This window comes from Streptomyces sp. NPDC025618 (assembly GCF_055558795.1).
This window is the reverse complement of the sequence record NZ_JBVHLW010000004.1, coordinates 88,489-112,558: the sequence shown is the minus strand read 5'-3', so window position 1 is coordinate 112,558 and position 24,070 is coordinate 88,489. Positions and strand designations below refer to the sequence as shown.

The window sequence follows — 24,070 nt, the reverse complement described above, 5'->3', positions numbered from 1 at the left end:
ACTTGAGGTCCGGTTACGCCTGGGCCGGATGCCCCAGGAGCATGGTCGGGGCCCCCGCCACGCGCGTAAGGACGATCACGCAGGAGTTCCCCCCTTCGAGCTTCAGCTTCTTGCGCAGTTCCTCCGGCTCCACCGCCGAGCCGCGCTTCTTGATGACCGCGACGCCGATCTCCCGCTCGCGCACCAGCTTCTTGAGGTGCTTGAGGTTGAAGGGGAGCACGTCGGTGATCTCGTACGGCGTCGCGTACGGCGTCGGGCGGAGTTCGTCGCCCGTCACATAGGCGATCGTCTCGTCGATCAGGCCGCCGGCGAGGTCCTCCGCGACCTCGGCGACGAGGTGGGCGCGGATGACGGCGCCGTCCGGTTCGTAGAGATAGCGGCCGACCGGGCGGACCGCGGGGTCGGGGAGGCCGCGGCCGGTGAGGGTCGCGCCCGAGGGGAGGAGCGTCGAGCGGTGCGTGCCGGGCGCGGTGCCGAACCACAGCACCGCTTCCTTGACGTCGCCCCCGTCCGAGATCCACTCGGCCTCCGCCTCGGCGGGGATCGCCTCGTGCGGAATGCCGGGCGCGATCTTCAGCGCGGCGCGCGGGGCCGCGAGGGCGGCCCGCACGGCCCAGGACAGCGGGGGTGAGTACGCCTCCGGGTCGAAGATCCGGCCGCGTCCGCCACGGCGGGCGGGGTCGACGAAGACGGCGTCGTACGCTGCGGTGTCGATCTCCGTGACGTCCGCGCAGCGCACCTCGATGAGCTCGGCCAGGCCGAGCGCCTCCGCGTTGGCGGTCGCGACCGCGCAGGTCAGCGGGTCGCGGTCGACGGCGAGGACCCGTACGCCCGCGCGGGCCAGCGCGAGCGCGTCGCCGCCGATGCCGCAGCAGAGATCGGCCACGGAGCGGACGCCGAGCGCGGCGAAGCGGGCGGCGCGGTACTCCGCCACGGTCCTGCGGGTCGACTGCTCGACGCCGTTGGGGGTGAAGAACATGCGGTACGCGTCCTCAGCCCCGAACTTCGCGACGGCCCGCTGCCGCAGCCGCGCCTGCCCGATCGCGGCGGAGACCAGCTCGGCCGGGTGCTCACGGCGCAGCCGGGTCGCGGTGGCCAGCTCCTGGGCGGGGTCGTGGTCGCGGAGCTCGTCCAGGAGGTGGCGCCCCTCGGCGGTGAGAAGGGCGGCGAAGGCTTCGGTCGGCTGGTTCGGTGCGGGCACGGTTTCATTCTTTCCCCAGCCCCGCCGCTTTCCGTAATCGGCTTCCGCGGCCGGCCTCCGGGACGCGGCCACCCGTACCCGCCTCGCCTAACTCGAACGAGTGCACAAGAATCGGATGGGTGAGTCCTTCCATATCCGGCCCCCGGGCCGTCGCCGTCGCCCTGCTGCTCGCCGGACTCGTCTCCGGGTGTTCCGGATCGTCCTCCGGACCGGGGAAGTCCGCCCCGTCGGCCACCGGCCGTACGGAAGCGCCCTCGGCGTCGCCCTCCGCCGACACCGGCGCGTACCGCCGCTGGGGGCTCGACGCGCCCCTCGCCGCGCCGCCCGCGCCGCCCGCGGGGAAGGTGACGGACGGGATGAAGCGGGGGGAGAAGCCCAGGGTCGTGCGGCGGGTGGAGACCAAGGACAAGGTCGTCTTCCTGACCTTCGACGACGGGGCCGAGAAGGACCCGGAGTTCGTGAAGATGACGAAGGACCTGAAGCTGCCCTACACGATGTTCCTGACGGACGACATCGCCCGCGCGGGCCGCGGCTACGGCTACTTCGAGCAGCTCCGGGGCGACGCCGGCCACCCCGACACCATCCAGAACCACACCCTCTCCCACCCCAACCTGCGCACGCTCTCGCCCGACGCCCAGCGCCACGAGATATGCGGGCAGCAGGACCGGCTGAAGAAGCGGACCGGGGTCGAGCCGTGGCTGTTCCGCCCGCCTTACGGCAATTACAACGACGCGACGCTCACCGCCGCCGGGAGCTGCGGGGTGAAGGCGCTCGTGCTGTGGGAGGCGACGATGCAGATCAACGACATGCGCTACGCCGAGGGCGACAAGCTGCGCCCCGGCGACATCGTCCTCGCGCACTTCCGCGGGCCGCAGGAGCTCAAGGGCACCTCGATGACCGAGATGGTGACGAACATGCTGCGCAGCATCCAGCGGCAGGGCTACACGGTGGCCCGCCTGGAGGACTACGTCTGAGCGAGGCGCGCGGCTCCGTCGCGGGCGGCAGACCGGATGCGGTGCGCCGGGCCCGTCCGGCGGTGGAGGCGCGCCGCCGTGAAGCGCTGGTGCGGACGACGATTACGGCCGGTGGCGCAGGGGAAGATCCACCCCCGCGTCACGGCGCGCGCCGCACGGCGAATTGGCACTCCGCTTGACCGAGTGCTAACCGCGTCATAGTCTCGCTTCCGTTGGCACTCTCCACCCGGGAGTGCCAAACACAGCGACGGGCAGATCCGGCACCCGCGACGACGGATCCGACCTGGTCGCCACCTCAGACAGTTAACCCCGTGAGATCTCCGAAGGGGGAGGTCGGATCGTGACGACCGCCAGCTCCAAGGTTGCCATCAAGCCGCTCGAGGACCGCATCGTGGTCCAGCCGCTCGACGCCGAGCAGACCACGGCCTCTGGCCTGGTCATCCCGGACACCGCGAAGGAGAAGCCCCAGGAGGGCGTCGTCCTCGCCGTCGGTCCGGGTCGCTTCGAGGAGGGCAACCGTCTTCCGCTCGACGTGTCCGTCGGCGACGTCGTGCTCTACAGCAAGTACGGCGGCACCGAGGTGAAGTACAACGGCGACGAGTACCTCGTCCTCTCGGCCCGCGACGTCCTCGCGATCGTCGAGAAGTAATTCACCCGAAGTTTTTGATCTGCGCCCCGTGCTCCCGCTCTTCACCGGCCGGGCGCCCGGGGCGCAGTTCGTTTGAGCGATAGCGGCCGCCGCTGCGTGGCCGAGGATCGCAACGAGAGGACTTGAAGCAACCATGGCGAAGATCCTGAAGTTCGACGAGGACGCCCGTCGCGCCCTCGAGCGCGGTGTCAACAAGCTGGCCGACACGGTCAAGGTGACGATCGGCCCCAAGGGCCGCAACGTCGTCATCGACAAGAAGTTCGGTGCCCCGACCATCACCAACGACGGTGTCACCATCGCGCGTGAGGTCGAGCTCGACGACCCCTACGAGAACCTGGGCGCCCAGCTCGTCAAGGAGGTGGCGACCAAGACCAACGACATCGCGGGTGACGGCACCACCACCGCGACCGTCCTGGCCCAGGCGCTGGTCCGTGAGGGTCTGCGCAACGTCGCCGCCGGTGCTTCCCCGGCCTCCCTGAAGAAGGGCATCGACGCCGCGGTCAAGGCCGTCTCCGACGAGCTGCTCGCGACCGCCCGTCCGATCGACGACAAGACCGACATCGCCGCCGTGGCCGCGCTGTCCGCCCAGGACAAGCAGGTCGGCGAGCTCATCGCCGAGGCGATGGACAAGGTCGGCAAGGACGGTGTCATCACCGTCGAGGAGTCCAACACCTTCGGCCTGGAGCTGGACTTCACCGAGGGCATGGCCTTCGACAAGGGCTACCTCTCGCCCTACATGGTCAGCGACCAGGAGCGCATGGAGGCCGTCCTCGACGACCCGTACATCCTGATCCACCAGGGCAAGATCTCCTCGATCCAGGACCTGCTGCCGCTGCTGGAGAAGGTCATCCAGGCCGGCGCCAGCAAGCCGCTGCTGATCATCGCCGAGGACGTCGAGGGCGAGGCGCTCTCCACCCTCGTCGTCAACAAGATCCGTGGCACCTTCAACGCCGTCGCCGTCAAGGCGCCCGGCTTCGGTGACCGCCGCAAGGCGATGCTCGGCGACATGGCCACCCTCACCGGTGCCACCGTCATCGCCGAGGAGGTCGGCCTCAAGCTCGACCAGGCCGGTCTGGACGTGCTGGGCACCGCCCGCCGCGTGACCGTCACCAAGGACGACACCACCATCGTCGACGGTGGCGGCAGCTCCGAGGACGTCCTCGGCCGCGTCAACCAGATCAAGGCCGAGATCGAGTCCACGGACTCCGACTGGGACCGCGAGAAGCTCCAGGAGCGCCTCGCCAAGCTCGCCGGCGGCGTCTGCGTCATCCGCGTGGGCGCGGCCACCGAGGTCGAGCTCAAGGAGAAGAAGCACCGTCTGGAGGACGCCATCTCCGCGACCCGCGCCGCGGTCGAGGAGGGCATCGTCTCCGGTGGTGGCTCCGCGCTGGTCCACGCCGTCAAGGTGCTCGAGGGCAACCTCGGCAAGGACGGCGACGAGGCCACCGGTGTCGCCGTGGTCCGCCGCGCCGCCGTCGAGCCGCTGCGCTGGATCGCCGAGAACGCCGGCCTGGAGGGCTACGTCATCACCTCCAAGGTCGCCGAGCTCGACAAGGGCCAGGGCTTCAACGCCGCGACCGGCGAGTACGGCGACCTGGTGAAGGCCGGCGTCATCGACCCGGTCAAGGTCACCCGCTCCGCGCTGGAGAACGCCGCGTCCATCGCGTCGCTGCTGCTCACGACCGAGACCCTGGTCGTCGAGAAGCCGGCCGACGAGGAGCCCGAGGCCGGTCACGGCCACGGGCACGCGCACTGACGCCACGCGCATCGCGCGGCCGCGGCCCGGTGCCCCCTCGGGGGTGCCGGGCCGCGGCCGTTCCCGGTGGCTTCCGGCTACTTCGGTCCGTACTTGCGGCCCGTCGTGGAGGACGCCCGGCTCACGGCACCGCGCGGCGCCAGCCGCATCAGACCCGTGAGTGCCTTGTAGCGCGGGTCCGGCACGGAGAGGGTCTTGCCGTGCGCGAGGTCGCGCAGCGCCGCCGTGACCACCTTGTCCGCGTCCAGCCACAGCCAGCCGGGGACGTTGTCCGTGCCCATCCCGGCCCGCTGGTGGAACTCCGTACGCACGAAGCCGGGGCACAGGGCCATCAGCCGCACGCCCGAGCCTGCCAGGTCCCGGGCCACGCCCTGGGTGAACTGCACCACCCACGACTTGCTCGCGCCGTATGTGCCGCGCGGGGTGAAGGCGGCCACCGACGCCACGTTGACGACCGCGCCCCTGCGGCGCTCCCGCATCCCCTCCGCCGCCGCCGAGGTCAGCCGCAGCACCGCCTCGCAGTGCACCTTGAGCATCCGCAGCTCGTCGGCCATCGGCACTTCGAGGTAGGCGCCCTTGTTGCCGAACCCGGCGTTGTTGACCAGCAGATGCACCGGCCGCGAGCCGTCGCGGAGCCGGGCCTCGACGGACTCGATGCCCTTGTCCTCGGCGAGATCGGCCGGGAGGACCTCGACCTCCACGCCGTGCCGGTCGTGGAGGTCGGTCGCCTGCTCGTGCAGGCGCTCCTCATCGCGGGCGACGAGGACCAGGTCGTGGCCGTCGGCCGCGAGCTTGCGCGCGAAGGCGGCGCCGATCCCGGCGGTCGCTCCTGTGATCAATACAGTCGTCATACAGGCACGTTAGAGCCCGGGGGCGCCCCGTGGCGGTGCGCCGTCCGCTTTTTGCCGGTCCCCGGCCGCGCTCAGCGGGCGGCGGCATCCGCGAGCGCCTTCTCCCGGATGCCCGCGGGCAGCGCGTCGCCAGCTGCCAGAACGCCGGGCAGCAGGTCCCTTTCGAGGGTGCGGGCGCGGTAGACGTACGAGACCGAAACGGCGTGATCCGGCCGGTGGACGACGGTGACGGGATCACCCGCACGGACCTCTCCGGGGGCTATCACCCGAAGGTAGGCGCCGGGGGCGGCCGCCTGTGTGAAGCGCTTGACCCAGCCCTCCTCGCCCAGCCAGGTCGCGAAGGTGCGGCAGGGGATGCGCGGGGAACTCACCTCCAGCAGCAGGTCCGCGCCCACGCGCCAACGCTCGCCGATGAGCGCGCCGTTGACGTCGACCCCGCTGGTGGTGAGGTTCTCGCCGAACGCCCCGTCGGGCAGCGCGCGCCCGAGCTCGCGCTCCCAGCGGTCGAGGTCCTCGCGCGCGAACGCGTACACCGCCTGGTCGTCCCCGCCGTGGTGGCGCAGATTCACGACGGTGTCACCGGCGAGGCCGCTGCCCCCCGTGCCCCGGGGGCCGGGGGCCGCCACGGCGACCGGGCCGGTGACGGGGCGCTTGTCGATGCCGGTGGCCAGCCCGGCGGCGAAGCCGGGGAGATCCTCGCTGCGGCCGCGGCCGATGTTCACGGAGTGCAGATGCATGGGGGAAGGCTAGGCGACGTCGCTCAAAGTAGTGAACCGATATTTACGATCACCCCCAAGGTGGGCTTATGCTCGAAGAATGATCGAGGCTCGTCACCTGAGGGTGCTGCGCGCGGTGGCCGCCACCGGTTCCTTCTCGGCCGCGGCCCGGGAGCTGGGGTGCACCCAGCCCGCCGTCAGCCAGCAGATGAAGGCCCTGGAGCAGTCCACGGGCACCCCGCTGCTGATCCGCACGGGACGCGAGATGCGCCTCACCCAGGCCGGTGCGGCGCTGGTCCGGCACGCCTCCGGGATCCTCGCCGGGCTGACCGCGGCCGAGGAGGAGATCGCCGCGATCGCCGGCCTGCGCGCCGGGCGGGTGCGGATGGTGTCCTTCCCCAGCGGCAGCTCGACGCTGGTGCCGTGCGCCCTCGCGCGGATGCGCGCCGCGCACCCCGGCACCCGGGTCTCGCTGGTGGAGGCGGAGCCGCCGCGCTCGGTGGAGATGCTGCGCGACGGCGACTGCGAGATCGCGCTGGCCTTCCGCTACCCCGAGGTGCGGGGCGCCGACCCCGCCGCGGCCGCGGAGTGGGACGACCTGGTCGTGCGCCCGCTGCTCACCGACCGCCTCATCGGCGTGGTGCCGGAGGACCACCGGCTGGCCGGGGCGGAGCGGATAGGGATCACGGAGCTCGCCGGGGAGTCGTGGATCGCGGGCTGCCCGCGCTGCCGCAAGCACCTGGTCGAGGTGTGCGAGGGCGCCGGCTTCACGCCCCGGATCGACTTCGCGACGGATGACTACCCGGCGGTGTTCGGGCTGGTCGGGGCGGGGCTCGGGGTGGCGGTGATGCCGGAGCTGGCGCTGGAGTCCGTACGCCCCAAGGGTGCGCGCACCGTGCCGGTCGAGCCGGTGGTGCAGCGCGAGATCGTGGCCCTCACGCTGCCGGACCTGGCGCGGGTGCCGGCGGTGGCGGCGATGCTCGACCAGCTGGCGACCGCGGCCGCGCGTCCGTAGCGAGGGCCGGGCCGGAGGCGCTCAGGCGCTGGTGGGGGTCACGGCGATGACCCGGTGCCGCGCGCGGCCCATCAGCTCCTCGCGCTCGTCCTCGGTGAGGCCGCCCCAGACGCCGTAGGGCTCCCGCACGGCCAGGGCGTGGGCCGCGCACTCCGCCCGTACGGGACAGCGCATGCACACCTCCTTCGCCGAGGTCTCGCGCGCGCTGCGGGCCGCGCCGCGCTCGCCCTCGGGGTGGAAGAACAGCGAGCTGTCGACCCCGCGGCACGCCGCCAGGAGCTGCCAGTCCCACAGGTCGGCGTTGGGACCGGGAAGGCGGGAGAAATCTGCCATGGCTATCCCCTCGAAGCGATCCGCCGGGGCGATCCGCCGGAGGATCCGGCGGAAGCGGCCCGGCACGAGCGATCTGATGCGGACGCACTGCCTGTGCCGTCTACGTCTGCCGTGGAAGCAGATGTAAATATGACTGATTGCGAATCTAGTCATAGACACCGGCAAATGGGAAGAAAGACTGGTCCGCCTGGGCAAATGGGGCATAGCTTGTGCGCCGCGAAGGGCGCCCCCAATGCGCCCTGCTCCGTGTCCGCGCCCTCACGTAGAGTGCCGAACGTGGCCGACCGAGCCCGTAACTCTTTCGGGTGACCGTCGTTGAGAGGGCGGAGGCGGTTGACGGATGAAGCAGTCGGGCAGATGTCCGAGCCTGCCGGAGAGCGTCGATCGCACAGGTGACGATCAGTACCAGCCTGGAGGCTCAAGGTGACGCGCATCAGCTGCGGAGGACGGTCATGACATCCGTCCTCGTCTGCGACGATTCCCCGCTTGCCCGAGAGGCGCTCCGCCGTGCGGTGGCGACCGTGCCCGGCGTCGAGCGTGTGACGACGGCGGCCAACGGCGAGGAAGTCCTCCGCCGCTGGGGCGCCGATCGTTCGGACCTCATTCTGATGGACGTACGGATGCCCGGACTCGGCGGTGTCGAGACGGTCCGCCGGCTGCTCTCCGCGGACCCCGGCGCACGCATCATCATGCTCACGGTCGCCGAGGACCTCGACGGCGTCGCGCTCGCGGTCGCCGCCGGGGCGCGCGGTTATCTGCACAAGGACGCCTCGCGCGCCGAGTTGCGGGCCACCGTGACGCAGGCGCTCGCCGACCCGACCTGGCGGCTCGCCCCCCGGCGGCTGCGCTCGGCCGAGATGGGCGCCGCCCCCACTCTCACCGCGCGTGAGATCCAGGTGCTCGAGGGGATGAGCCACGGCCGTTCCAACGCGGAGATCGGCCGTGAGCTGTTTCTCTCCGAGGACACCGTGAAGACCCACGCGCGGCGGCTCTTCAAGAAGTTGGGCGCCTCGGACCGGGCCCACGCCGTGGCCCTCGGATTCCGCTGGGGCCTGGTTCGCTGAGCCGGGAGTGGCGCGCAGCGCCGTGAGGTCGCGGTGCGCGCCACCCGGGTAGGTGACCGTGCCGTGACCTCATCGCGTGGCCGTGCAGCGCCGAAACTCCGAGGGATGCCGCATCCTTGGAGTGTGACCCCTCCCCGGCCGGAGGCCGAGGCTCCGCACTCGGTCGGCGATGACCCCATGACGGACAAGCCCTGTCCTGTGCCACGCGGTACCGGCACAAGCTATCGGTGGAGTCGTGAGGGCGGGGGCGGGTATACCCGGAAGGGGGAGACGCGAGACGTGAGTACGAGGACACCTACGCGTAACGGTTCGATGCACGACTATGAAGGCGGTGCCGTGGATCGCTTGGCGTCAAGGCACCATGGACCGATGCGCGACGACGACACGACGGGGTCACCCGCGGCTGCCGCCCCCGGGGAGATCGGCGCACTCGTCACCCTCGCTGTCGAGGGGGACCGGCGGGCCACACACGATCTGCTCGCGCTGGTGCACCCCCTCGCGCTGCGCTACTGCCGCACCCGGCTCTCGCGGCTGCCGGGCGACGCCCGGCACTTCGTGGACGACCTGGCGCAGGAGGTCTGCCTCGCGGTGCTCTGCGCCCTGCCGCGCTACCGCGACACCGGCCGTCCCTTCGAGGCGTTCGTCGTGGCCATCGCCGCGCACAAGGTCGCCGACCTCCAGCGCGCCGCCATGCGCCACCCGGGCAGCACCGCGGTGCCCTCCGACGAGATGCCGGAGCAGCCCGACGACTCCCTGGGACCCGAGGAGCGGGCGCTGCTCAGCAGCGATGCCGAGTGGGCCAAGAAGCTCCTGGCCAATCTCCCGGAGAATCAGCGCGAGCTGGTGCTGCTGCGCGTCGCCATCGGGATGACCGCCGAGGAGACGGGGCAGATGCTGGGCATGTCCCCGGGTGCCGTGCGGGTCGCCCAGCACCGGGCGCTGAGCAGGCTGCGGGCGCTCGCCGAGCAGTGACGGAGAGGGGTCCAAGCCGCCCGGCACCCCCTCTTCATAGGAATATCCAAGTGACGCGGGACTCAGCCGTCGTGGAATGGGACACCTGTGACGGCCGTTAGCATGGGAGTCCGCGCTGGGGCAAGACCATTGGGAAGGTGTCATGACTGACAACGTCGACGGAATGCCCGGGAAATTCGCGATGCTCGGTCTGACATACGACGACGTCCTGCTGCTGCCGGGCGCCTCAGAGGTCCTGCCGAACGGCGTCGACACCTCCTCCCGGGTCTCGCGCAACGTCCGGGTGAACATCCCGCTGCTGTCCGCGGCGATGGACAAGGTGACCGAGGCGCGCATGGCCATCGCCATGGCCCGCCAGGGCGGCGCCGGTGTCCTGCACCGCAATCTCTCCATCGAGGACCAGGCCAACCAGGTCGACCTGGTCAAGCGCTCCGAGTCCGGCATGGTCACCGACCCGATCACGGTCCGCCCGGACGCCACGCTGGCCGAGGCGGACGCGCTGTGCGCGAAGTTCCGCATCAGCGGTGTGCCGGTCACCGACCCGGCGGGCAAGTTGCTCGGCATCGTCACCAACCGCGACATGGCCTTCGAGCTGGACCGCGGCCGCCAGGTGCGCGAGGTCATGACCCCGATGCCGCTGGTCACGGGCAAGGTCGGGATCTCCGGCGAGGACGCCATCGAGCTGCTCCGCCGCCACAAGATCGAGAAGCTGCCGCTGGTCGATGACGCCGGCGTGCTCAAGGGCCTCATCACGGTCAAGGACTTCGTCAAGGCCGAGAAGTACCCCAACGCCGCGAAGGACTCCGAGGGCCGCCTGGTCGTCGGTGCCGCCGTGGGTGTCGGCGACGAGGCGTACGAGCGCGCCCAGGCGCTGGTCGAGGCCGGTGCCGACTTCCTGGTCGTCGACAGCGCCCACGGCCACAGCCGCGGCATCCTGGACATGATCGCCAAGGTCAAGTCCAACATCAACGTCGATGTCGTCGGCGGCAACGTCGCCACGCGTGACGGCGCCCAGGCGCTGATCGACGCGGGCGTGGACGGCGTCAAGGTCGGCGTCGGCCCGGGCTCGATCTGCACCACCCGCGTCGTCGCCGGCATCGGCGTGCCGCAGGTCACCGCGATCTACGAGGCCGCGAAGGCGTGCCACGCGGCGGGCGTCCCGCTGATCGGTGACGGCGGCCTGCAGTTCTCGGGCGACATCGCCAAGGCGATCGCCGCCGGCGCGGACACGGTGATGCTCGGCTCGCTGCTCGCGGGCTGCGAGGAGTCGCCGGGCGAGATGGTCTTCATCAACGGCAAGCAGTTCAAGTCGTACCGCGGCATGGGCTCGCTGGGTGCGATGCAGTCGCGCGGCCAGGCCCGCTCGTACTCCAAGGACCGCTACTTCCAGGACAACGTCCTCTCCGAGGACAAGCTCGTCCCCGAGGGCATCGAGGGCCAGGTGCCCTACCGCGGCCCGCTGTCCTCGGTCGCCCACCAGCTCATCGGCGGCCTGCGCGCCTCCATGGGCTACGTCGGCTCGGCGAACGTCCAGGAGCTCAAGGACAAGGGCACGTTCGTCCGCATCACGGCGGCGGGCCTCAAGGAGAGCCACCCGCACGACATCCAGATGACGACCGAGGCGCCGAACTACTCGCGTCGCTGAGGCTGGGTGTCCGGCCGGGGGTCCGGGGGTTGTCCCCCGGGCGGGGCTGTCAGATGACGACCGAGGCGCCGAACTACTCGCGTCGCTGATTGTCGGAATCCACAAACGCCGGGCGGGCTGATCATTCAGCCCGCCCGGCGGTTTGCGGTCCGGGGGCGGGGGCGGAGCCCCGCGGATCCGCCGCCGCCGGAACCGCATCGCGTCAGGGATACTGGGATGCGGCAGACGAAGAAGGAAAGGCCACAAACGTGACTGAGATCGAGATCGGGCGCGGCAAGCGCGGCCGCCGGGCGTACGCGTTCGACGACATCGCCGTCGTCCCGAGTCGCCGTACCCGCGACCCGAAGGAGGTCTCGATCGCCTGGCAGATCGACGCCTACCGCTTCGAGCTGCCGTTCCTGGCCGCGCCCATGGACTCGGTCGTCTCGCCCGAGACCGCCATCCGCATCGGCGAGCTGGGCGGCCTGGGCGTGCTCAACCTCGAGGGCCTGTGGACCCGCTACGAGGACCCGGAGCCGCTCCTCGCCGAGATCGCCGAGCTGGACGAGACCGCCGCGACCCGGCGCCTCCAGGAGATCTACGCGGCCCCCATCAAGGAGGAGCTGATCGGGCAGCGCATCAAGGAGGTCCGCGACTCCGGTGTCGTGACCGCCGCCGCGCTCTCCCCGCAGCGCACCGCGCAGTTCTCCAAGGCCGTCGTCGACGCCGGCGTGGACATCTTCGTGATCCGTGGCACGACCGTCTCCGCCGAGCACGTCTCCGGCGCCGCCGAGCCGCTGAACCTGAAGCAGTTCATCTACGAGCTCGACGTCCCGGTCATCGTCGGCGGCTGCGCCACGTACACCGCGGCGCTGCACCTGATGCGTACGGGCGCGGCGGGCGTCCTCGTCGGCTTCGGCGGCGGCGCGGCCCACACCACCCGTAACGTCCTGGGCATCCAGGTCCCGATGGCGACCGCGGTGGCCGACGTGGCCGCCGCCCGCCGGGACTACATGGACGAGTCTGGCGGCCGCTACGTCCACGTCATCGCCGACGGCGGCGTGGGCTGGTCCGGAGACCTGCCCAAGGCCATCGCCTGCGGTGCCGACGCCGTGATGATGGGCTCCCCGCTCGCCCGCGCCACCGACGCGCCGGGCCGTGGTTTCCACTGGGGCATGGAGGCCGTCCACGAGGACGTGCCGCGCGGCAAGCGCATGAACCTGGGCACGGTCGGCAGCACCGAGGAGATCCTCACCGGCCCCTCGCACACGCCGGACGGGTCGATGAACATGTTCGGCGCGCTGCGCCGTGCCATGGCGACCACGGGCTACAGCGAGCTCAAGGAGTTCCAGCGGGTCGAGGTGACGGTCGCGCCGTCGCAGCACGACAACCGCTGACCTTCAGCAGGGCGAAGGGCCCGGACCGCTTCGGCGGTCCGGGCCCTCGTCGTTTCCGCGGCGGCCGGTGTTTACGGGAACCGCTGATGCCGGGGGTGACTCATGTGGTGTGTGACCTCTTGCGAAAGTGAAGGAGCGAGAGGGAGCGGGCGCCGCGGCAGTGCGGTCACCGCTGTCACCGACAGCGAGCGGCCCGCTGTGAACTCCGTATAAAAGTTCGACTGTAAGGAATAATGGCACCTTATGGCGCAAAGCAAGTCGTTCAGCGGCAGGGACATGGGGATCGACCTCGGCACGGCGAACACGCTGGTGTACGTGCGGGGTAAGGGGGTTGTGCTCAACGAACCATCAGTTGTCGCCGTCAACGCCGAGGACGGCAGCGTGCTGTCGGTCGGTACGGAGGCCAAGGAGACGATCGGCCGCACCCCCTCGAACATCGTCGCGGTCCGCCCGCTGCGCGACGGCGTCATAGCCGACTTCGAGATAGCCGAGCGGATGATGCGGCACTTCATCAAGAAGGTGCTGGGCAACCGCCGTTTCACCCGTCCGCGCGTCGTGGTGTGCGTGCCGTCCGGCATCACGGGTGTCGAGCGGCGCGCGGTCATCGAGGCCGCGTCCCGGGCCGGCGCCCGTCAGGTGCACCTGGTGGAGGAGCCGATGGCGGCGGCGATCGGCGCGGGGCTGCCGGTCAGCGAGCCGACCGGCTGCATGGTCGTCGACATCGGTGGCGGCACCACCGAGGTCGCGGTGATCTCGCTGGGCGGCATCGTCACGGCCCGCTCCGTGCGCACCGCCGGGGACGCGATGGACGTGGCCATCACCTCGTACGTGAAGAAGAAGTTCGCCCTCGCGATCGGTGAACGCACCGCCGAGGAAATCAAGATGAGCATCGGCTCGGCCTCGCCCACGGGTTCCTGGACCGCCGCCGGGCTCACCGCGCTCGCCAAGCAGCTGGAGAAGAACGACGGCCTGGAGGACGTGGGCGGCGACCCCGAGGAGACGCAGGGCCTGCTGCCGCCGGACCGCTTCACCATTCGCGGTCGCGACCAGGTAAGCGGTCTGCCGAAGACGCTGGAGCTGACGGCCGACGAGATCCGGCACGCGCTGGCCGAGCCGGTGGACGCCATCGTCATGGCGGTCCGCCAGACCCTGGACGAGACGCCGCCGGAGCTCGCGGGCGACATCATGGACCGCGGCATCGTCCTCACCGGCGGCGGCGCGCTGCTGCGCGGCCTGGACGTGCGGCTGAGCAAGGAGCTCGACATCCCGGTCATCGTCGCCGACGAGCCGCTGGACTGCGTCGCGGTCGGTACGGGGCGCTGCGTGGAGGACTTCGCGTCGCTGAAGACGGTCCTGGACGCGCAGCCGAACCGCCTGCTGGGCACGGGCCGGCTGTAGCCGGTCCGGGGCCGGGCGGTCCGGGGGCCGTGCTTCTCACAGCCGGTGGGCGGCCCCCGCCGGTGTCGCCCCGCGGGTGTCCAGCAGCAGCTGTGCCTTCACCGCCAGCCCCTGGAGGTCGTACGTGCGGTGGTGCTGGAGGAGCACGGTCAGGTCCGCCTCCGAGGCGGCCTCGTAGAGGCAGTCCGCGCGCGGCACGGGCTGCCCGAGCACGCGCCACTGCGCGACGTAGGGGTCGTGATAGCTGAGCTGGGCGCCCAGTTCGATCAGCCGGGAGCCGATCTCGCGGGCGGGCGAGCCCTCCTGGTCGGCGATGTCCGCCTTGTAGCTGACGCCGAGCAGCAGGACGCGCGCGCCGCGCGCGGACTTGCCGTGTTCGTTGAGGAGCGTGGCGCAGCGCTGGATGACGTAGCGCGGCATCCGCCCGTTGACCTCCTGCGCGAGTTCGACCATGCGCAGCGGGTAGCCGAGGCTGCGGCCTTTGTAGGAGAGGTAGTTGGGGTCGACGGGCACGCCGTGGCCGCCCACGCCGGGCCCCGGGCGGAACGCCTGGAAGCCGAAGGGCTTGGTCTCCGCGCAGCGCACGACGTCCCACATGTCGACGCCGATGTCGTGGCAGAAGACCGCCATCTCGTTCGCGAGCGCGATGTTGACGTGCCGGTAGTTGGTCTCCAGCACCCGCACCGTCTCCGCCTCGCGCGGTCCGCGCGCGCGGACGATCTTCTCGCAGATCCGGCCGTAGAAGGTGGCGGCGGCCTCCGTGCAGGCGGGCGTGAGTCCGCCCAGCACCTTGGGGGTGGTGGTGTAGCTGTGGCGGCGGTTGCCGGGGTCGGCGCGGCTGGGGGAGTACGCCAGATGGAAGTCCCGTCCGGCGCGCAGCCCGGAGCCTGCCTCCAGCAAGGGAAGCAGGTATTCCTCTGTGGCTCCTGGGTAGACGGCTGACTCCAGGAGCACCGTGGTGTGCGGGCGCAGCCGCGCCGCGAGCGTGCGGGCCGCGTCCCCGACGGGCGTCAGGTCCAGCGCCCGGTCCTCGCCGAGCCGGGTGGGGGCGCAGATCACGGCCGTGCGGACCCTGCCCAGCTCGGCGTCCGCGGTCGTCGGCCGGAAGCCGGCGGCGAGCATGCGGCGGACGTCGGCGGCGGTGAGGGTGCCGTCGACGCCCTCCGAGGGCAGCCGTCCGGCGCGGAGCTCGGCGACCGTGTAGGGGTCGGGGTCGTAGCCGATGGTGGCGATGCCGGCGGCGGTGGCTGCCCGGACGAGAGGGAGGCCGAGGGGGCCCAGACCGATGACGGCGAGATCTGCGGGCATGGCGAGGCGGTCCTTCCCGGAGGGCCGGTCCCTGGACGACCTGGAGGGCATACATCAGGTTAAGCGGATATATGACTGTTATGAGGGATTGCGGCGTCGTGGCTCGCACCCGGGTGCTTCCGGCCCGGCCGAAGCGGGCGATCTGGGGCAGCATCGAAGGAGAGCGGGTGTCCGCTCCCCACGGCGGGCCCTCCGGACGGCAGGGGCACAGGCGGATCAGAGGCTTGACGGACGGCCGCGGCCCGGACGGAAGCGCGGCTGAAGTGAACGGCAGTGACAGCGGTCGAGCGGGAGGCAGCAGTGAGGACAGCGACACTCGGGCCGGTCGAGCGCGGTGAGGCGCTCGCCCGTATGGCGGAGCGGGAACTGGACATCCTGGTGGTCGGAGCCGGAGTCGTCGGCGCGGGCACCGCGCTGGACGCGGCGACCCGCGGCCTGTCGACCGGGCTCGTCGAGGCGCGCGACTGGGCGGCGGGCACCTCCAGCCGCTCCAGCAAGCTCATCCACGGCGGCCTGCGCTATCTGGAGATGCTCGACTTCGCGCTCGTGCGTGAGGCGCTCAAGGAGCGCGGGCTGCTGCTGCAGCGCCTCGCGCCGCACCTGGTCAAGCCCGTCCCCTTCCTCTATCCCCTCCAGCACCGCGGCTGGGAGCGCTTCTACGCGGGTTCGGGTGTCGCCCTCTACGACGCGATGTCCGTCTCCTCGGGCCATGGCCGCGGCCTGCCCACCCACCGTCACCTCACCCGCAAGCGCGCGCTGCGGGTCGCACCGTGCCTGCGGAAGGACGCCCTGGTCGGCGCGCTGCAGTATTACGACGCGCAGATGGACGACGCCCGCTACGTCACCACCCTCGTGCGCACGGCGGCGGCCTACGGCGCCGATGTGGCCAACCGGGCGCGCGTGGTGGGGTTCCTGCGCGAGGGCGAGCGGGTCGTCGGCGCCCGGGTGCACGACCTGGAGCAGGGCGGCGAGTTCGAGATCAGGGCCCGGCAGATCGTCAACGCCACGGGCGTGTGGACGGACGACACCCAGAAGCTGATCGCCGAGCGCGGCCAGTTCCACGTACGGGCGTCCAAGGGCATCCATCTGGTCGTGCCGAAGGACCGCATCCACTCCAGCTCGGGCCTGATCCTGCGGACGGAGAAGAGCGTCCTCTTCGTGATCCCCTGGGGCCGGCACTGGATCATCGGCACGACCGACACCGACTGGGACCTGGACAAGGCACACCCGGCGGCGTCCAGCGCCGACATCGACTATCTGCTGGAGCACGTCAACTCCGTGCTCGCGGTGCCCCTCACGCGTGACGACGTGCAGGGCGTCTACGCGGGGCTGCGCCCGCTGCTGGCGGGGGAGTCGGACGCGACCAGCAAGCTCTCCCGCGAGCACACCGTGGCCCACCCGGTGCCGGGGCTGGTGGTCGTCGCGGGCGGGAAGTACACGACCTACCGGGTCATGGCCAAGGACGCCGTGGACGAGGCGGTGCACGGGCTCGCGCAGAGGGTGGCCGACTGCGTCACGGAGGACGTGCCGCTGGTGGGTGCCGAGGGCTACCGCGCGCTGTGGAACGGCCGCGCGCAGCTCGCCCGGCGCACCGGACTGCATGTGGCGCGCGTCGAGCACCTGCTCAACCGCTACGGCTCGATGGTGGACGAGGTGCTGGACCTCGTCACGTCCGACCCGACCCTGGGCGACCCGCTCACCGGGGCCGACGACTATCTCCGGGCGGAGGTCGTCTACGCCGCCTCGCACGAGGGCGCGCGCCACCTGGACGACGTCCTGACGCGCCGTACGCGCATCTCCATCGAGACCTTCGACCGCGGCACCCGCACCGCGCGCGAGGCCGCCGAGCTGATGGCGCCCGTGCTGGGCTGGGACCACACGCAGGTCGAGAAGGAGATCGAGCGCTACGAGAAGAGGGTCGAGGCGGAGCGCGAATCGCAGTTGCAGCCCGACGACCTGACGGCCGACGCGGCACGGCTGGGAGCACCGGACGTACAGCCGATCTGAGACGCGACCGGGGGCCGGTCCGCGCGGAAGCGATCGTCTTCGTGTGGGTGAGTCAGGAGTGTCGTTGTTGACGCGATAACTGAGGGAGTGTCGCCTGCGGATGCCTACATACACGGTGTTAACAGGGCACCCATGAGCATCCTGTGACAGCTCGGCCGGTCCGGGAACCGCTCCGGCCGAAAGCAGGTCCCTCAGGAGAGACCGGTCCGCGTGGCCCACCGCTGTGCCACCGTCAGCACCCGTGCCGTGACAGCGCAGGTCAGGCAGGGTCCGCGCGGCGGTGGCCGAGGCGCGGCGCGCGGTGGCGCCGGGGTGTCGGCATGCGGCCATCATCCGGGGGCCCGTGGACCCTGGCCTTCCACCGGTCCGCGGATGAGAGACAATGGTGGCTCTGCCAGGGTGGGTTGGTCGCAGAGCTGATTGCCAGAGGGGACGCATGTCGGAGGCGGAGCAGACGCAGGGCACGGCAGGGCGCCTCCTGGCCGGGCGGTACCGCCTCGGGGACGTCCTCGGGCGCGGCGGCATGGGCACGGTCTGGCGGGCGACCGACGAGACCCTGGGGCGCACGGTCGCGGTGAAGGAACTGCGGTTCCCGGCCAACATCGACGAGGACGAGAAGCGCCGCCTGATCACGCGCACGCTGCGCGAGGCCAAGGCCATCGCCCGCATCCGCAGCGCGGGCGCCGTCACCGTCTACGACGTGGTGCACGAGGACGACCGGCCGTGGATCGTCATGGAGCTCATCGAGGGCCGGTCGCTCGCCGACGTCATCCGTGAGGACGGGCCGCTGAAGTGGCGGCGCGCCGCGGAGGTCGGGCTGGCCGTCCTGGACGTGCTCGGCGCCGCGCACCGCCAGGGCATCCTGCACCGCGACGTGAAGCCGTCCAACGTGCTGATCGCGGACGAGGGCCGCGTGGTGCTCACCGACTTCGGCATCGCGCAGGTCGAGGGCGACCCCTCGGTCACCTCGACGGGAATGCTGGTCGGCGCGCCCTCGTACATATCCCCGGAGCGGGCGCGCGGCCAGAAGCCCGGCCCTCCGGCGGACCTGTGGTCCCTGGGCGGCCTGCTGTACGCGGCCGTCGAGGGCGTCCCTCCGTACGACAAGGGTTCGGCCATAGCGACCCTCACCGCCGTGATGACCGAGCCGCTGGGCCCGCCCCGGAACGCGGGACCGCTGGCGGAGGTCATGTACGGGCTGCTCGCCAAGGACCCCGAGAAGCGGCTGGACGAGGCCGGTGCCCGGGCGCTGCTGAACGGCGCGGTCAACGCCCCGGACGAGCGGCTGCCGGCGCCGCCGGAGCCGGGGCCCGAGCTGGACGCGACGCAGGCGATCGCCATCCCGGCGATCCCCGAGCCGGCGGCGCGGTCCGCCGCGGCCCGGCCGGGGGAGAAGGCGACGGCGAGGCCCTCGGGCAAGCCGTCGCTGAAGCCGTCCTTGAAGCCGTCCTTGAAGAAGGCCGGTGTCGCCGCTTCCGGCGGTTCGCCGAAGACGCCGGCGGCGAAGCCCGCCGTCGCGGGTGACGCCGGTGTCGCCGCGCGGGTCTCCCACGACGGCGCGCCCCGCACGGGCGGGCTGCAGCGGGTGACGTGGGAGCGGGCCTCGGTCCTGGAGGTCGTGCCGCGCCGCACGCTGGTCATCGTGGCGGTCGTGGTCGTGCTCGCCGTGGTCGGGACGGTGCTCGCCTTCGCGGTGGGCAACGACGGGAACGGCGGCGGGGACAAGGGCGCCAAGAGCGGCAAGCCCGTCAAGTCCGCCGCCGCGTCGGCGACGGGCGAACTCCCGGGCGCCGTGGACCGGCAGGCTCCCGGTGGTGCCAAGTCCGGCTTCGGGCGGGTCGAGAACGACGCGTACGAGTTCGAGATCGACATGCCCAAGGGCTGGAAGCAGACCGGCACGGCGGGCGACCACTCCGGGGCCGTCTACAGCGCCGACGGCGGCTTCCCCCGGCTGCAGGTCGACTTCGGGCCCGAACCGCAGGCGGACGCCGCCAAGGCGTGGCGCGAGGCGGAGTCCGGCGCCAAGCACAGCATGAGGAACTACAAGGGCCTCGGCATCAAGGACGTCCACTCCTGGAACGGCCATGACTATCCCACCGTGGCCGACTGGTCCTTCGAGCGCGACCAGGACGGCAAGCGCGTCCAGGTCCTCAACCGCGGGTTCAAGGTGGACGACGAGCACGGCTACGCCATCATGATCACGTGCGAGAAGGCCAAGTGGAACGGCGTGGAATGCCGCTCCCTGCGCGACATGGCCTTCAGGACGTTCACGCCCGAGGACTGACCCGAGGGCTGATCCGCGGGCTGAGGGGCCCGGAGCCCGCTCCGGTCGCTGGTGAGCACGTGACCTGAGGGAGTGCGGTCCGCTCCGCGGGCCCGTGGGGCGGAACGTGACGGCGTACGCGGCGACGTACTGAGCCGTACGGCCCCGAAGGGGTGGGTTGGGCACGTATCGTGAGTCGTCGTGGACGGTACGCAACCACAATAGGCAGCAACTTGACCGGTGTTGACGGCCGCTCGGCCGTCAATGGGGCGACGGTGCGGATCACGCGCGTGGGGAGGCGTCGTGGACGATTACGCGGGACGGGTGCTCGCCGACCGCTATCGCCTGCCGCTGCCACCGTCCGATGTGTTCGAGCTCGTGGAGACCCGCGCCTTCGACACCTATAGCGGCCAGGAAGTCCTCGTCCGGCAGATCCCGTTGCCGGAGGTCGTGGAGGCCGAGGTCGTCGAGGGCGAGCGGGCGCACGGCGCCGGATCCGCGCGCGGGGAGGCCGCCGCCCGGCTGGGCTCCGGTGACCCGGCGGTGCGCCGCGCGCTCGCGGCCGCGAGCGCCGCCGCGCAGGTCCCCGACCACCCCAGGCTCGACCAGGTCTTCCACGTCTTCGCGGAGGGGGGCAGCCTGTGGATCGTCAGCGAGCTCGTCTCCGCCCGCCCGCTCGCCGCGCTCCTCGCCGAGCGCGCTCTCTCCCCGCACCGCGCCGCCGAGGTCGCCGCCGACGTCCTCACCGCCCTGCGCGCCCTGCACGCCCACGGCTGGACCCACCGCAACATCACCACCCGCACGGTCCTCATCTGCGACGACGGCCGCGCCCTCCTCACCGGCCTGGCGGCGGGCGCGGCGGAAGAGGCCCTGTGCGGCTACGACCCGGTGCCGGGCGGCCCGGCTTCGGGTGCGGGGACGGACGCGGTGGCGCGGCCGGGTGGTGCTGTTCGGCCGAGATCGGCGGGGGCGCCAGATGGCGGCCGGGTGTCGCCGCGCCCGGGGGCCGCACCGAGGGGTGGCGGCCTTCCCGGCGGCCCCGCCGCGCCGGGCGGGCCGTCGGCGTACGGTGCCTCCGGCGGCGGCCGGGTGCCGGGACCGGGCGCCCCGGGCCCCGCGCAGGGCAGGCCCGCGTATCGCGATCAGGGCGCCGCGGGCGGATTCCTTCCGCCCGGCGACACAGCGCCCGGCGGGCTCGGGGGAGGCGCGTCCGGGCATGTGCCGCAGGACCCGCGGGCGGCGCGGGCCGGAGCCATCGCCGCGTACCGCGCGGGGGCCCGGGCCGCGGCCGCGCGGGCGGCCGCGGAGAGCGCCGCGCACAGCCCGGCCGGGACCTCCACCTGGGGCGGTGGCAGCGCGGCCAGCGGCACGGCTCCCGCGCCCGCTCCCGCCGGCCGTGCGCCGTCGCCCCGCCCGGGCCCTGGCACGCCCCGCGTCCCCGGTCCGGAGCCGGCGGCGGCCCCTCCCGCGCAGGACTCTTTCCCGCACTTTCCAGCCGACCCGCACTCCCTGGCCGACCCGGTCTCCCCGGCCGACGGCGACGAGGGCCCGGGGGCCGACCCTGCCGGATGGGGCGGCGCCGGTCCGGCGGGGAGCGCGCACGCGGCCGAACGGGCCCGGCAGGCACGGATGGTGGTGGTCGGAGCTGTCACCGAGCGCTGGTCGCCCGAGCAGGCGTGGCCGGTGCAGGAGAACTGGCAGCTCGCCCCTCCGGTCGGCCCCGCGGCCGACCTGTGGGCCCTGGGCGCGCTGCTCTTCCGCGTGGTGCAGGGCCACGCGCCGTACCCCGAGAACAGCACGGCCGACCTCCTCCAGCTCGTCTGCGTGGAACCGCCCGCGTACGCCGAGGAGTGCGGCGCGCTGCGGCCCGTGGTCGAGTCCCTCATGCGCAAGGACCCCGCCGAGCGGCCGGAGTTCGAGGAGCTGCGCGGGTGGCTGCGGTCCCTCATCCGCTCGGCGCCAGAGCCCGACATCGGCAGCCGCACCGTCACGGTGCCCTCGATCGGGCCGGGAGTCCCCGCCGACCAGCACCGGCTGCCGGTCATACGGCGCAAGGGCGAACTCGTGCGCCGCAGGCGCGGCCGTCCGGCCGCGGCCGTGGACGCGGCCTCTCCCGCGCACGGGCGGCACAAGAAGAGCGCCAAGGACCAACTCCAGCCGCGCGCCCGGGCGCACACCACCGGGCACCTCCAGGAGCAGCGCGTACGGCGCAGCCCGCTCAGCCTCGGGCGGTTACTCCTGGGGCTGATCCTGCTGTTGCTGGTCGGGGTGGTGCTGTACGCCATGCTGCTGATGCCGGGGGCCGACAAGAGCGAGGGGAAGGCGCCGACGGAGCACACGGGCACGTCCTCCGGGGTCCCGAGTGCCCCCGCCACCGGCAAGGTGGGCCAGGCCGCGGCGGGTTCGGACGACGTGATCCCCGAGAGCGAGGGGCTCGCCAAGGGCTTCACCCTGCGGCAGGACCCCAAGGGCTTCACCGTGGCGGTGGCCAAGGACTGGCAGCGGCGCGGTGAGAACGACCGGGGCCAGGTGGTTTATTTCGGCGGCGACTGCCAACTGCTGGTCGTACCCGGCCGGGACAAGGTCGCCGAGTTCGGCAGCGACCCCATGGCCTATCAGCAGGACAAGGAGCCGGAGCTCGGCGCCTACCGCTCGTCCTCCTGGGCGGGCGCCTCCGGGCTGCGCCGTATCGACGTCGGGCAGCGGGCGTCGGCGGAGGGCACGTTCAACTGGAACGACAGCAGCGGTCGGCAGGTCTATGTGCGCAACTCCGCGATGATCCTCGGCGGCCGCTATCACGTGCTCCAGGTGATCGGCCCGGCGGACGAACAGCGCACGGTCGACGGCTACTTCGACCAGGCCACCGCCACCTACCGGACCCGGTGAGTCAGTCCTCGGAGAAGCGCTCGCGCAGCCGCTGCTTGAGGACCTTGCCGAGGGTGGCGTCGCGCGGCAGCTCGTCGACCAGCTCCAGCCGCTCGGGGAGTTTGTGCACGGCCAGGCCCGCGCTCCGCAGGTGGGCGACGATGCCGGCGAGGGTGAGGGGCGTGCTCCCGGTGGCCTGCCGGACGACGGCGCAGACGCGCTCCCCGCGCGCCGGGTCGGGGAGTCCGATCACGGCGACGTCCTCGACGGCGGGGTGTTCCTGGAGGAGCCGCTCGATCTCGCGGGCGGAGATGTTCTCGCCCTTGCGAATGATGACGTCCTTGGCGCGTCCGGTGAGCACGAGGTGCCCGGTGGCCGTGAGGTGGCCGCGGTCGCCGGTGCGGAGGAAGCCGTCCGCGTCGAACGCCTCGGCGGTCTGCGCCGGATCGAGGTAGCCGCGGCAGACGGCCTCGCCGCGCAGCCGTACGTCCCCGTCCACACCCGGCGGGACGGGCAGCCCGTCGGCGCCGGTGACCCGGATCTCCATCCCCGTGGCCGGGCGGCCCTCCGTGGTGGCGAGGTTCTCCGGGGTGTCGTCCGGGTCCCCCATGGTGATCATTGGGGCTTCGGTCATGCCGTAGCCGTGTGTCAGCCGGCAGCCCAGCTCGCGGACGACGTCGTGGTACAGCGCGGGCGGCTTGGGCGCTCCGCCTCCCGCCATCAGGCGGAGCGTGGGGAGGATCCGGCGGCCCGGTTCCTTGCGCTGCTCGGCGAGGAACATCGCGTAGAAGGCGGTGGAGCCGCCCGCGATCGTGACGCCGTGGCGGCGGTAGGCGTCCAGCGCGGCGGGGAGCGCGAAGTGCTCCAGGAGGATGGCGGGGAAGCCGCACAGCAGCATCATCACGGTGTAGTCGGGGCCGGCGACGTGCGCGTAGGGGAAGGCCATCGAGCCGGTGTCCGCCGGGCTGGGGCGGAGGGCGCGGGCGAGGCAGGCGCCGGCGGCGATCAGGCCGCGGTCGGTGTGCAGGGCGCCCTTGGGTTCGGCGGTCGTGCCGGAGGTCCAGTAGACCCAGCGGACGGTGTCGCCGTCGGCGGGCGGTGGCGGGAGGACCGCCGGATCCCCTTGCGGGAGGGCGTCGTAGGCGGTGAACACCAGCGGCGGCGTGGGCATCCGTCGCGCCAGCCGGGAGGCCATGGCCGCGTGGTCGTAGCCCCGCCAGGTGCCGGGGATCGCGAAGAAGGCCGCCTCGACGGCGCGTAGCGCGTGACCGGTCTCGCGGTCGCGGTGGAAGGGGATGAGGGGCGACTGCACGGCGCCGAGGCGGGCCAGGGCGAAGGTCAGCACGACGGTTTCGATGCGCGTGGGCAGCTGCCAGGCGACCCGGTCGCCGGGGCGCACCCCGAGCTCGTACAGCCCGGCCGCCGTGCGCTCCGTCCGCTCCCGCAGCGCGCCGAAGGACAGCCGCCGGTCGGCGCCCGTGGGGCCGGGGTCGTCGGCCTGGACGAGCGCGGTGGCGTCGGGGGTGCGGGCAGCGCGGCGCGCGAGCAGCTCCCACAGGGTGCGGGAGGCGGCGAGGTCGTCATCGGTACCGGTCATGGGGGCTCCCAGTGTCGGCCGCTCCGGCGGCGGGCGTGGCGCGAAGCGCGGGGCGCCACGCCTTGTCGGTCCATGGAGGG

At 72.3% G+C, this 24,070-nt stretch carries 18 protein-coding genes; 12 read left to right on the top strand and 6 right to left on the bottom strand.

Features of this window, described 5'->3' with window-relative positions:
- Positions 1-13: 13 nt before the first annotated feature.
- A complete protein-coding gene (locus ACZ4A5_RS06025; RefSeq protein ID WP_467578874.1) occupies positions 14-1,201 on the bottom strand; it encodes a THUMP-like domain-containing protein in 1,188 nt (395 codons plus the stop codon).
- A 119-nt stretch (positions 1,202-1,320) separates the two neighbouring features.
- On the opposite strand from ACZ4A5_RS06025, the gene ACZ4A5_RS06020 reads away from it, so the two are divergent.
- The 3 genes from ACZ4A5_RS06020 to groL all read left to right on the top strand — a co-directional run bounded on the left by ACZ4A5_RS06020 (position 1,321) and on the right by groL (position 4,580).
- Positions 1,321-2,175, top strand: coding sequence for a polysaccharide deacetylase family protein (locus tag ACZ4A5_RS06020; RefSeq protein WP_467578872.1), 855 nt, complete (start codon positions 1,321-1,323; stop codon positions 2,173-2,175).
- A gap of 340 nt (positions 2,176-2,515) precedes the next feature.
- On the top strand, positions 2,516-2,824 hold the full coding sequence (gene groES, locus ACZ4A5_RS06015) for a co-chaperone GroES (protein WP_398869019.1): 309 nt from the start codon (positions 2,516-2,518) through the stop codon (positions 2,822-2,824).
- A gap of 133 nt (positions 2,825-2,957) precedes the next feature.
- Positions 2,958-4,580, top strand: a complete 1,623-nt coding sequence (groL, locus tag ACZ4A5_RS06010; RefSeq protein WP_467578869.1) for a chaperonin GroEL — start codon at positions 2,958-2,960, stop codon at positions 4,578-4,580.
- 77 nt (positions 4,581-4,657) lie between these two features.
- Here the strand turns inward: groL and ACZ4A5_RS06005 are convergent, their stop codons facing one another.
- Positions 4,658-5,431, bottom strand: a complete 774-nt coding sequence (locus ACZ4A5_RS06005; protein WP_467578867.1) for an SDR family NAD(P)-dependent oxidoreductase — start codon at positions 5,429-5,431, stop codon at positions 4,658-4,660.
- A gap of 71 nt (positions 5,432-5,502) precedes the next feature.
- The gene (locus ACZ4A5_RS06000; protein ID WP_467578865.1) at positions 5,503-6,168 is read right to left on the bottom strand and encodes an MOSC domain-containing protein; all 666 of its coding nucleotides are present in this window, start codon (positions 6,166-6,168) and stop codon (positions 5,503-5,505) included.
- Between the two features lie 79 nt (positions 6,169-6,247).
- On the opposite strand from ACZ4A5_RS06000, the gene ACZ4A5_RS05995 reads away from it, so the two are divergent.
- Positions 6,248-7,162: a LysR family transcriptional regulator gene (locus ACZ4A5_RS05995; protein ID WP_398869024.1), complete on the top strand. Its 915-nt coding sequence runs from the start codon at positions 6,248-6,250 to the stop codon at positions 7,160-7,162.
- Between the two features lie 21 nt (positions 7,163-7,183).
- On the opposite strand, the gene ACZ4A5_RS05990 is transcribed toward ACZ4A5_RS05995, so the two are convergent.
- Positions 7,184-7,495 carry a WhiB family transcriptional regulator gene (locus tag ACZ4A5_RS05990; protein ID WP_361531089.1) on the bottom strand — a complete coding sequence of 104 codons (312 nt, stop codon included), beginning with the start codon at positions 7,493-7,495 and terminating at the stop codon, positions 7,184-7,186.
- A gap of 452 nt (positions 7,496-7,947) precedes the next feature.
- Here ACZ4A5_RS05990 and ACZ4A5_RS05985 point away from each other — a divergent pair, with 452 nt between their 5' ends.
- From ACZ4A5_RS05985 to ACZ4A5_RS05965, 5 genes are all read left to right on the top strand, one after another.
- Positions 7,948-8,559 (top strand): response regulator transcription factor, encoded by a 612-nt coding sequence (locus tag ACZ4A5_RS05985; RefSeq protein ID WP_003948568.1) that lies wholly within the window; start codon positions 7,948-7,950, stop codon positions 8,557-8,559.
- A 369-nt stretch (positions 8,560-8,928) separates the two neighbouring features.
- Entirely contained in the window at positions 8,929-9,531 is a 603-nt protein-coding gene (locus tag ACZ4A5_RS05980; RefSeq protein WP_301886704.1) for a sigma-70 family RNA polymerase sigma factor, read from the top strand.
- 142 nt (positions 9,532-9,673) lie between these two features.
- Positions 9,674-11,176: an IMP dehydrogenase gene (guaB, locus tag ACZ4A5_RS05975; RefSeq protein ID WP_361531092.1), complete on the top strand. Its 1,503-nt coding sequence runs from the start codon at positions 9,674-9,676 to the stop codon at positions 11,174-11,176.
- Between the two features lie 248 nt (positions 11,177-11,424).
- Complete coding sequence (locus tag ACZ4A5_RS05970) at positions 11,425-12,552, top strand: GuaB3 family IMP dehydrogenase-related protein (RefSeq protein WP_116212340.1); 1,128 nt, start codon at positions 11,425-11,427, stop codon at positions 12,550-12,552.
- Between the two features lie 243 nt (positions 12,553-12,795).
- A complete protein-coding gene (locus tag ACZ4A5_RS05965) occupies positions 12,796-13,950 on the top strand; it encodes a rod shape-determining protein (protein ID WP_398869026.1) in 1,155 nt (384 codons plus the stop codon).
- Positions 13,951-13,986: 36 nt separating this feature from the next.
- Here ACZ4A5_RS05965 and ACZ4A5_RS05960 read toward each other — a convergent pair whose 3' ends face one another.
- On the bottom strand, positions 13,987-15,258 hold the full coding sequence (locus ACZ4A5_RS05960) for a nucleotide sugar dehydrogenase (protein WP_467578860.1): 1,272 nt from the start codon (positions 15,256-15,258) through the stop codon (positions 13,987-13,989).
- 300 nt (positions 15,259-15,558) lie between these two features.
- Here ACZ4A5_RS05960 and ACZ4A5_RS05955 point away from each other — a divergent pair, with 300 nt between their 5' ends.
- The 3 genes from ACZ4A5_RS05955 (at position 15,559) to ACZ4A5_RS05945 (ending at position 22,414) form a co-directional block, all read left to right on the top strand.
- Complete coding sequence (locus ACZ4A5_RS05955; RefSeq protein WP_467578858.1) at positions 15,559-17,265, top strand: glycerol-3-phosphate dehydrogenase/oxidase; 1,707 nt, start codon at positions 15,559-15,561, stop codon at positions 17,263-17,265.
- A 436-nt stretch (positions 17,266-17,701) separates the two neighbouring features.
- Positions 17,702-19,549 (top strand): serine/threonine-protein kinase, encoded by a 1,848-nt coding sequence (locus ACZ4A5_RS05950; RefSeq protein WP_467578856.1) that lies wholly within the window; start codon positions 17,702-17,704, stop codon positions 19,547-19,549.
- 282 nt (positions 19,550-19,831) lie between these two features.
- On the top strand, positions 19,832-22,414 hold the full coding sequence (locus ACZ4A5_RS05945; protein ID WP_467578854.1) for a protein kinase: 2,583 nt from the start codon (positions 19,832-19,834) through the stop codon (positions 22,412-22,414).
- A gap of 1 nt (position 22,415) precedes the next feature.
- On the opposite strand, the gene ACZ4A5_RS05940 is transcribed toward ACZ4A5_RS05945, so the two are convergent.
- Entirely contained in the window at positions 22,416-23,990 is a 1,575-nt protein-coding gene (locus ACZ4A5_RS05940) for a class I adenylate-forming enzyme family protein (RefSeq protein ID WP_467578852.1), read from the bottom strand.
- Positions 23,991-24,070: the final 80 nt, after the last annotated feature.

Bases quoted from the DNA above. Each gene is read 5' to 3' on its own strand.
- ACZ4A5_RS06000 (WP_467578865.1), bottom strand. From the start codon at position 6,168: ATGCATCTGCACTCCGTGAACATCGGCCGCGGCCGCAGCGAGGATCTC.
- ACZ4A5_RS05985 (WP_003948568.1), top strand. From the start codon at position 7,948: ATGACATCCGTCCTCGTCTGCGACGATTCCCCGCTTGCCCGAGAGGCG.
- ACZ4A5_RS05960 (WP_467578860.1), bottom strand. From the start codon at position 15,258: ATGCCCGCAGATCTCGCCGTCATCGGTCTGGGCCCCCTCGGCCTCCCT.
- ACZ4A5_RS06005 (WP_467578867.1), bottom strand. From the start codon at position 5,431: ATGACGACTGTATTGATCACAGGAGCGACCGCCGGGATCGGCGCCGCC.
- ACZ4A5_RS05990 (WP_361531089.1), bottom strand. From the start codon at position 7,495: ATGGCAGATTTCTCCCGCCTTCCCGGTCCCAACGCCGACCTGTGGGAC.
- ACZ4A5_RS05950 (WP_467578856.1), top strand. From the start codon at position 17,702: ATGTCGGAGGCGGAGCAGACGCAGGGCACGGCAGGGCGCCTCCTGGCC.
- ACZ4A5_RS05940 (WP_467578852.1), bottom strand. From the start codon at position 23,990: ATGACCGGTACCGATGACGACCTCGCCGCCTCCCGCACCCTGTGGGAG.
- guaB (WP_361531092.1), top strand. From the start codon at position 9,674: ATGACTGACAACGTCGACGGAATGCCCGGGAAATTCGCGATGCTCGGT.
- ACZ4A5_RS05980 (WP_301886704.1), top strand. From the start codon at position 8,929: ATGCGCGACGACGACACGACGGGGTCACCCGCGGCTGCCGCCCCCGGG.
- ACZ4A5_RS05995 (WP_398869024.1), top strand. From the start codon at position 6,248: ATGATCGAGGCTCGTCACCTGAGGGTGCTGCGCGCGGTGGCCGCCACC.
- ACZ4A5_RS05965 (WP_398869026.1), top strand. From the start codon at position 12,796: ATGGCGCAAAGCAAGTCGTTCAGCGGCAGGGACATGGGGATCGACCTC.
- groL (WP_467578869.1), top strand. From the start codon at position 2,958: ATGGCGAAGATCCTGAAGTTCGACGAGGACGCCCGTCGCGCCCTCGAG.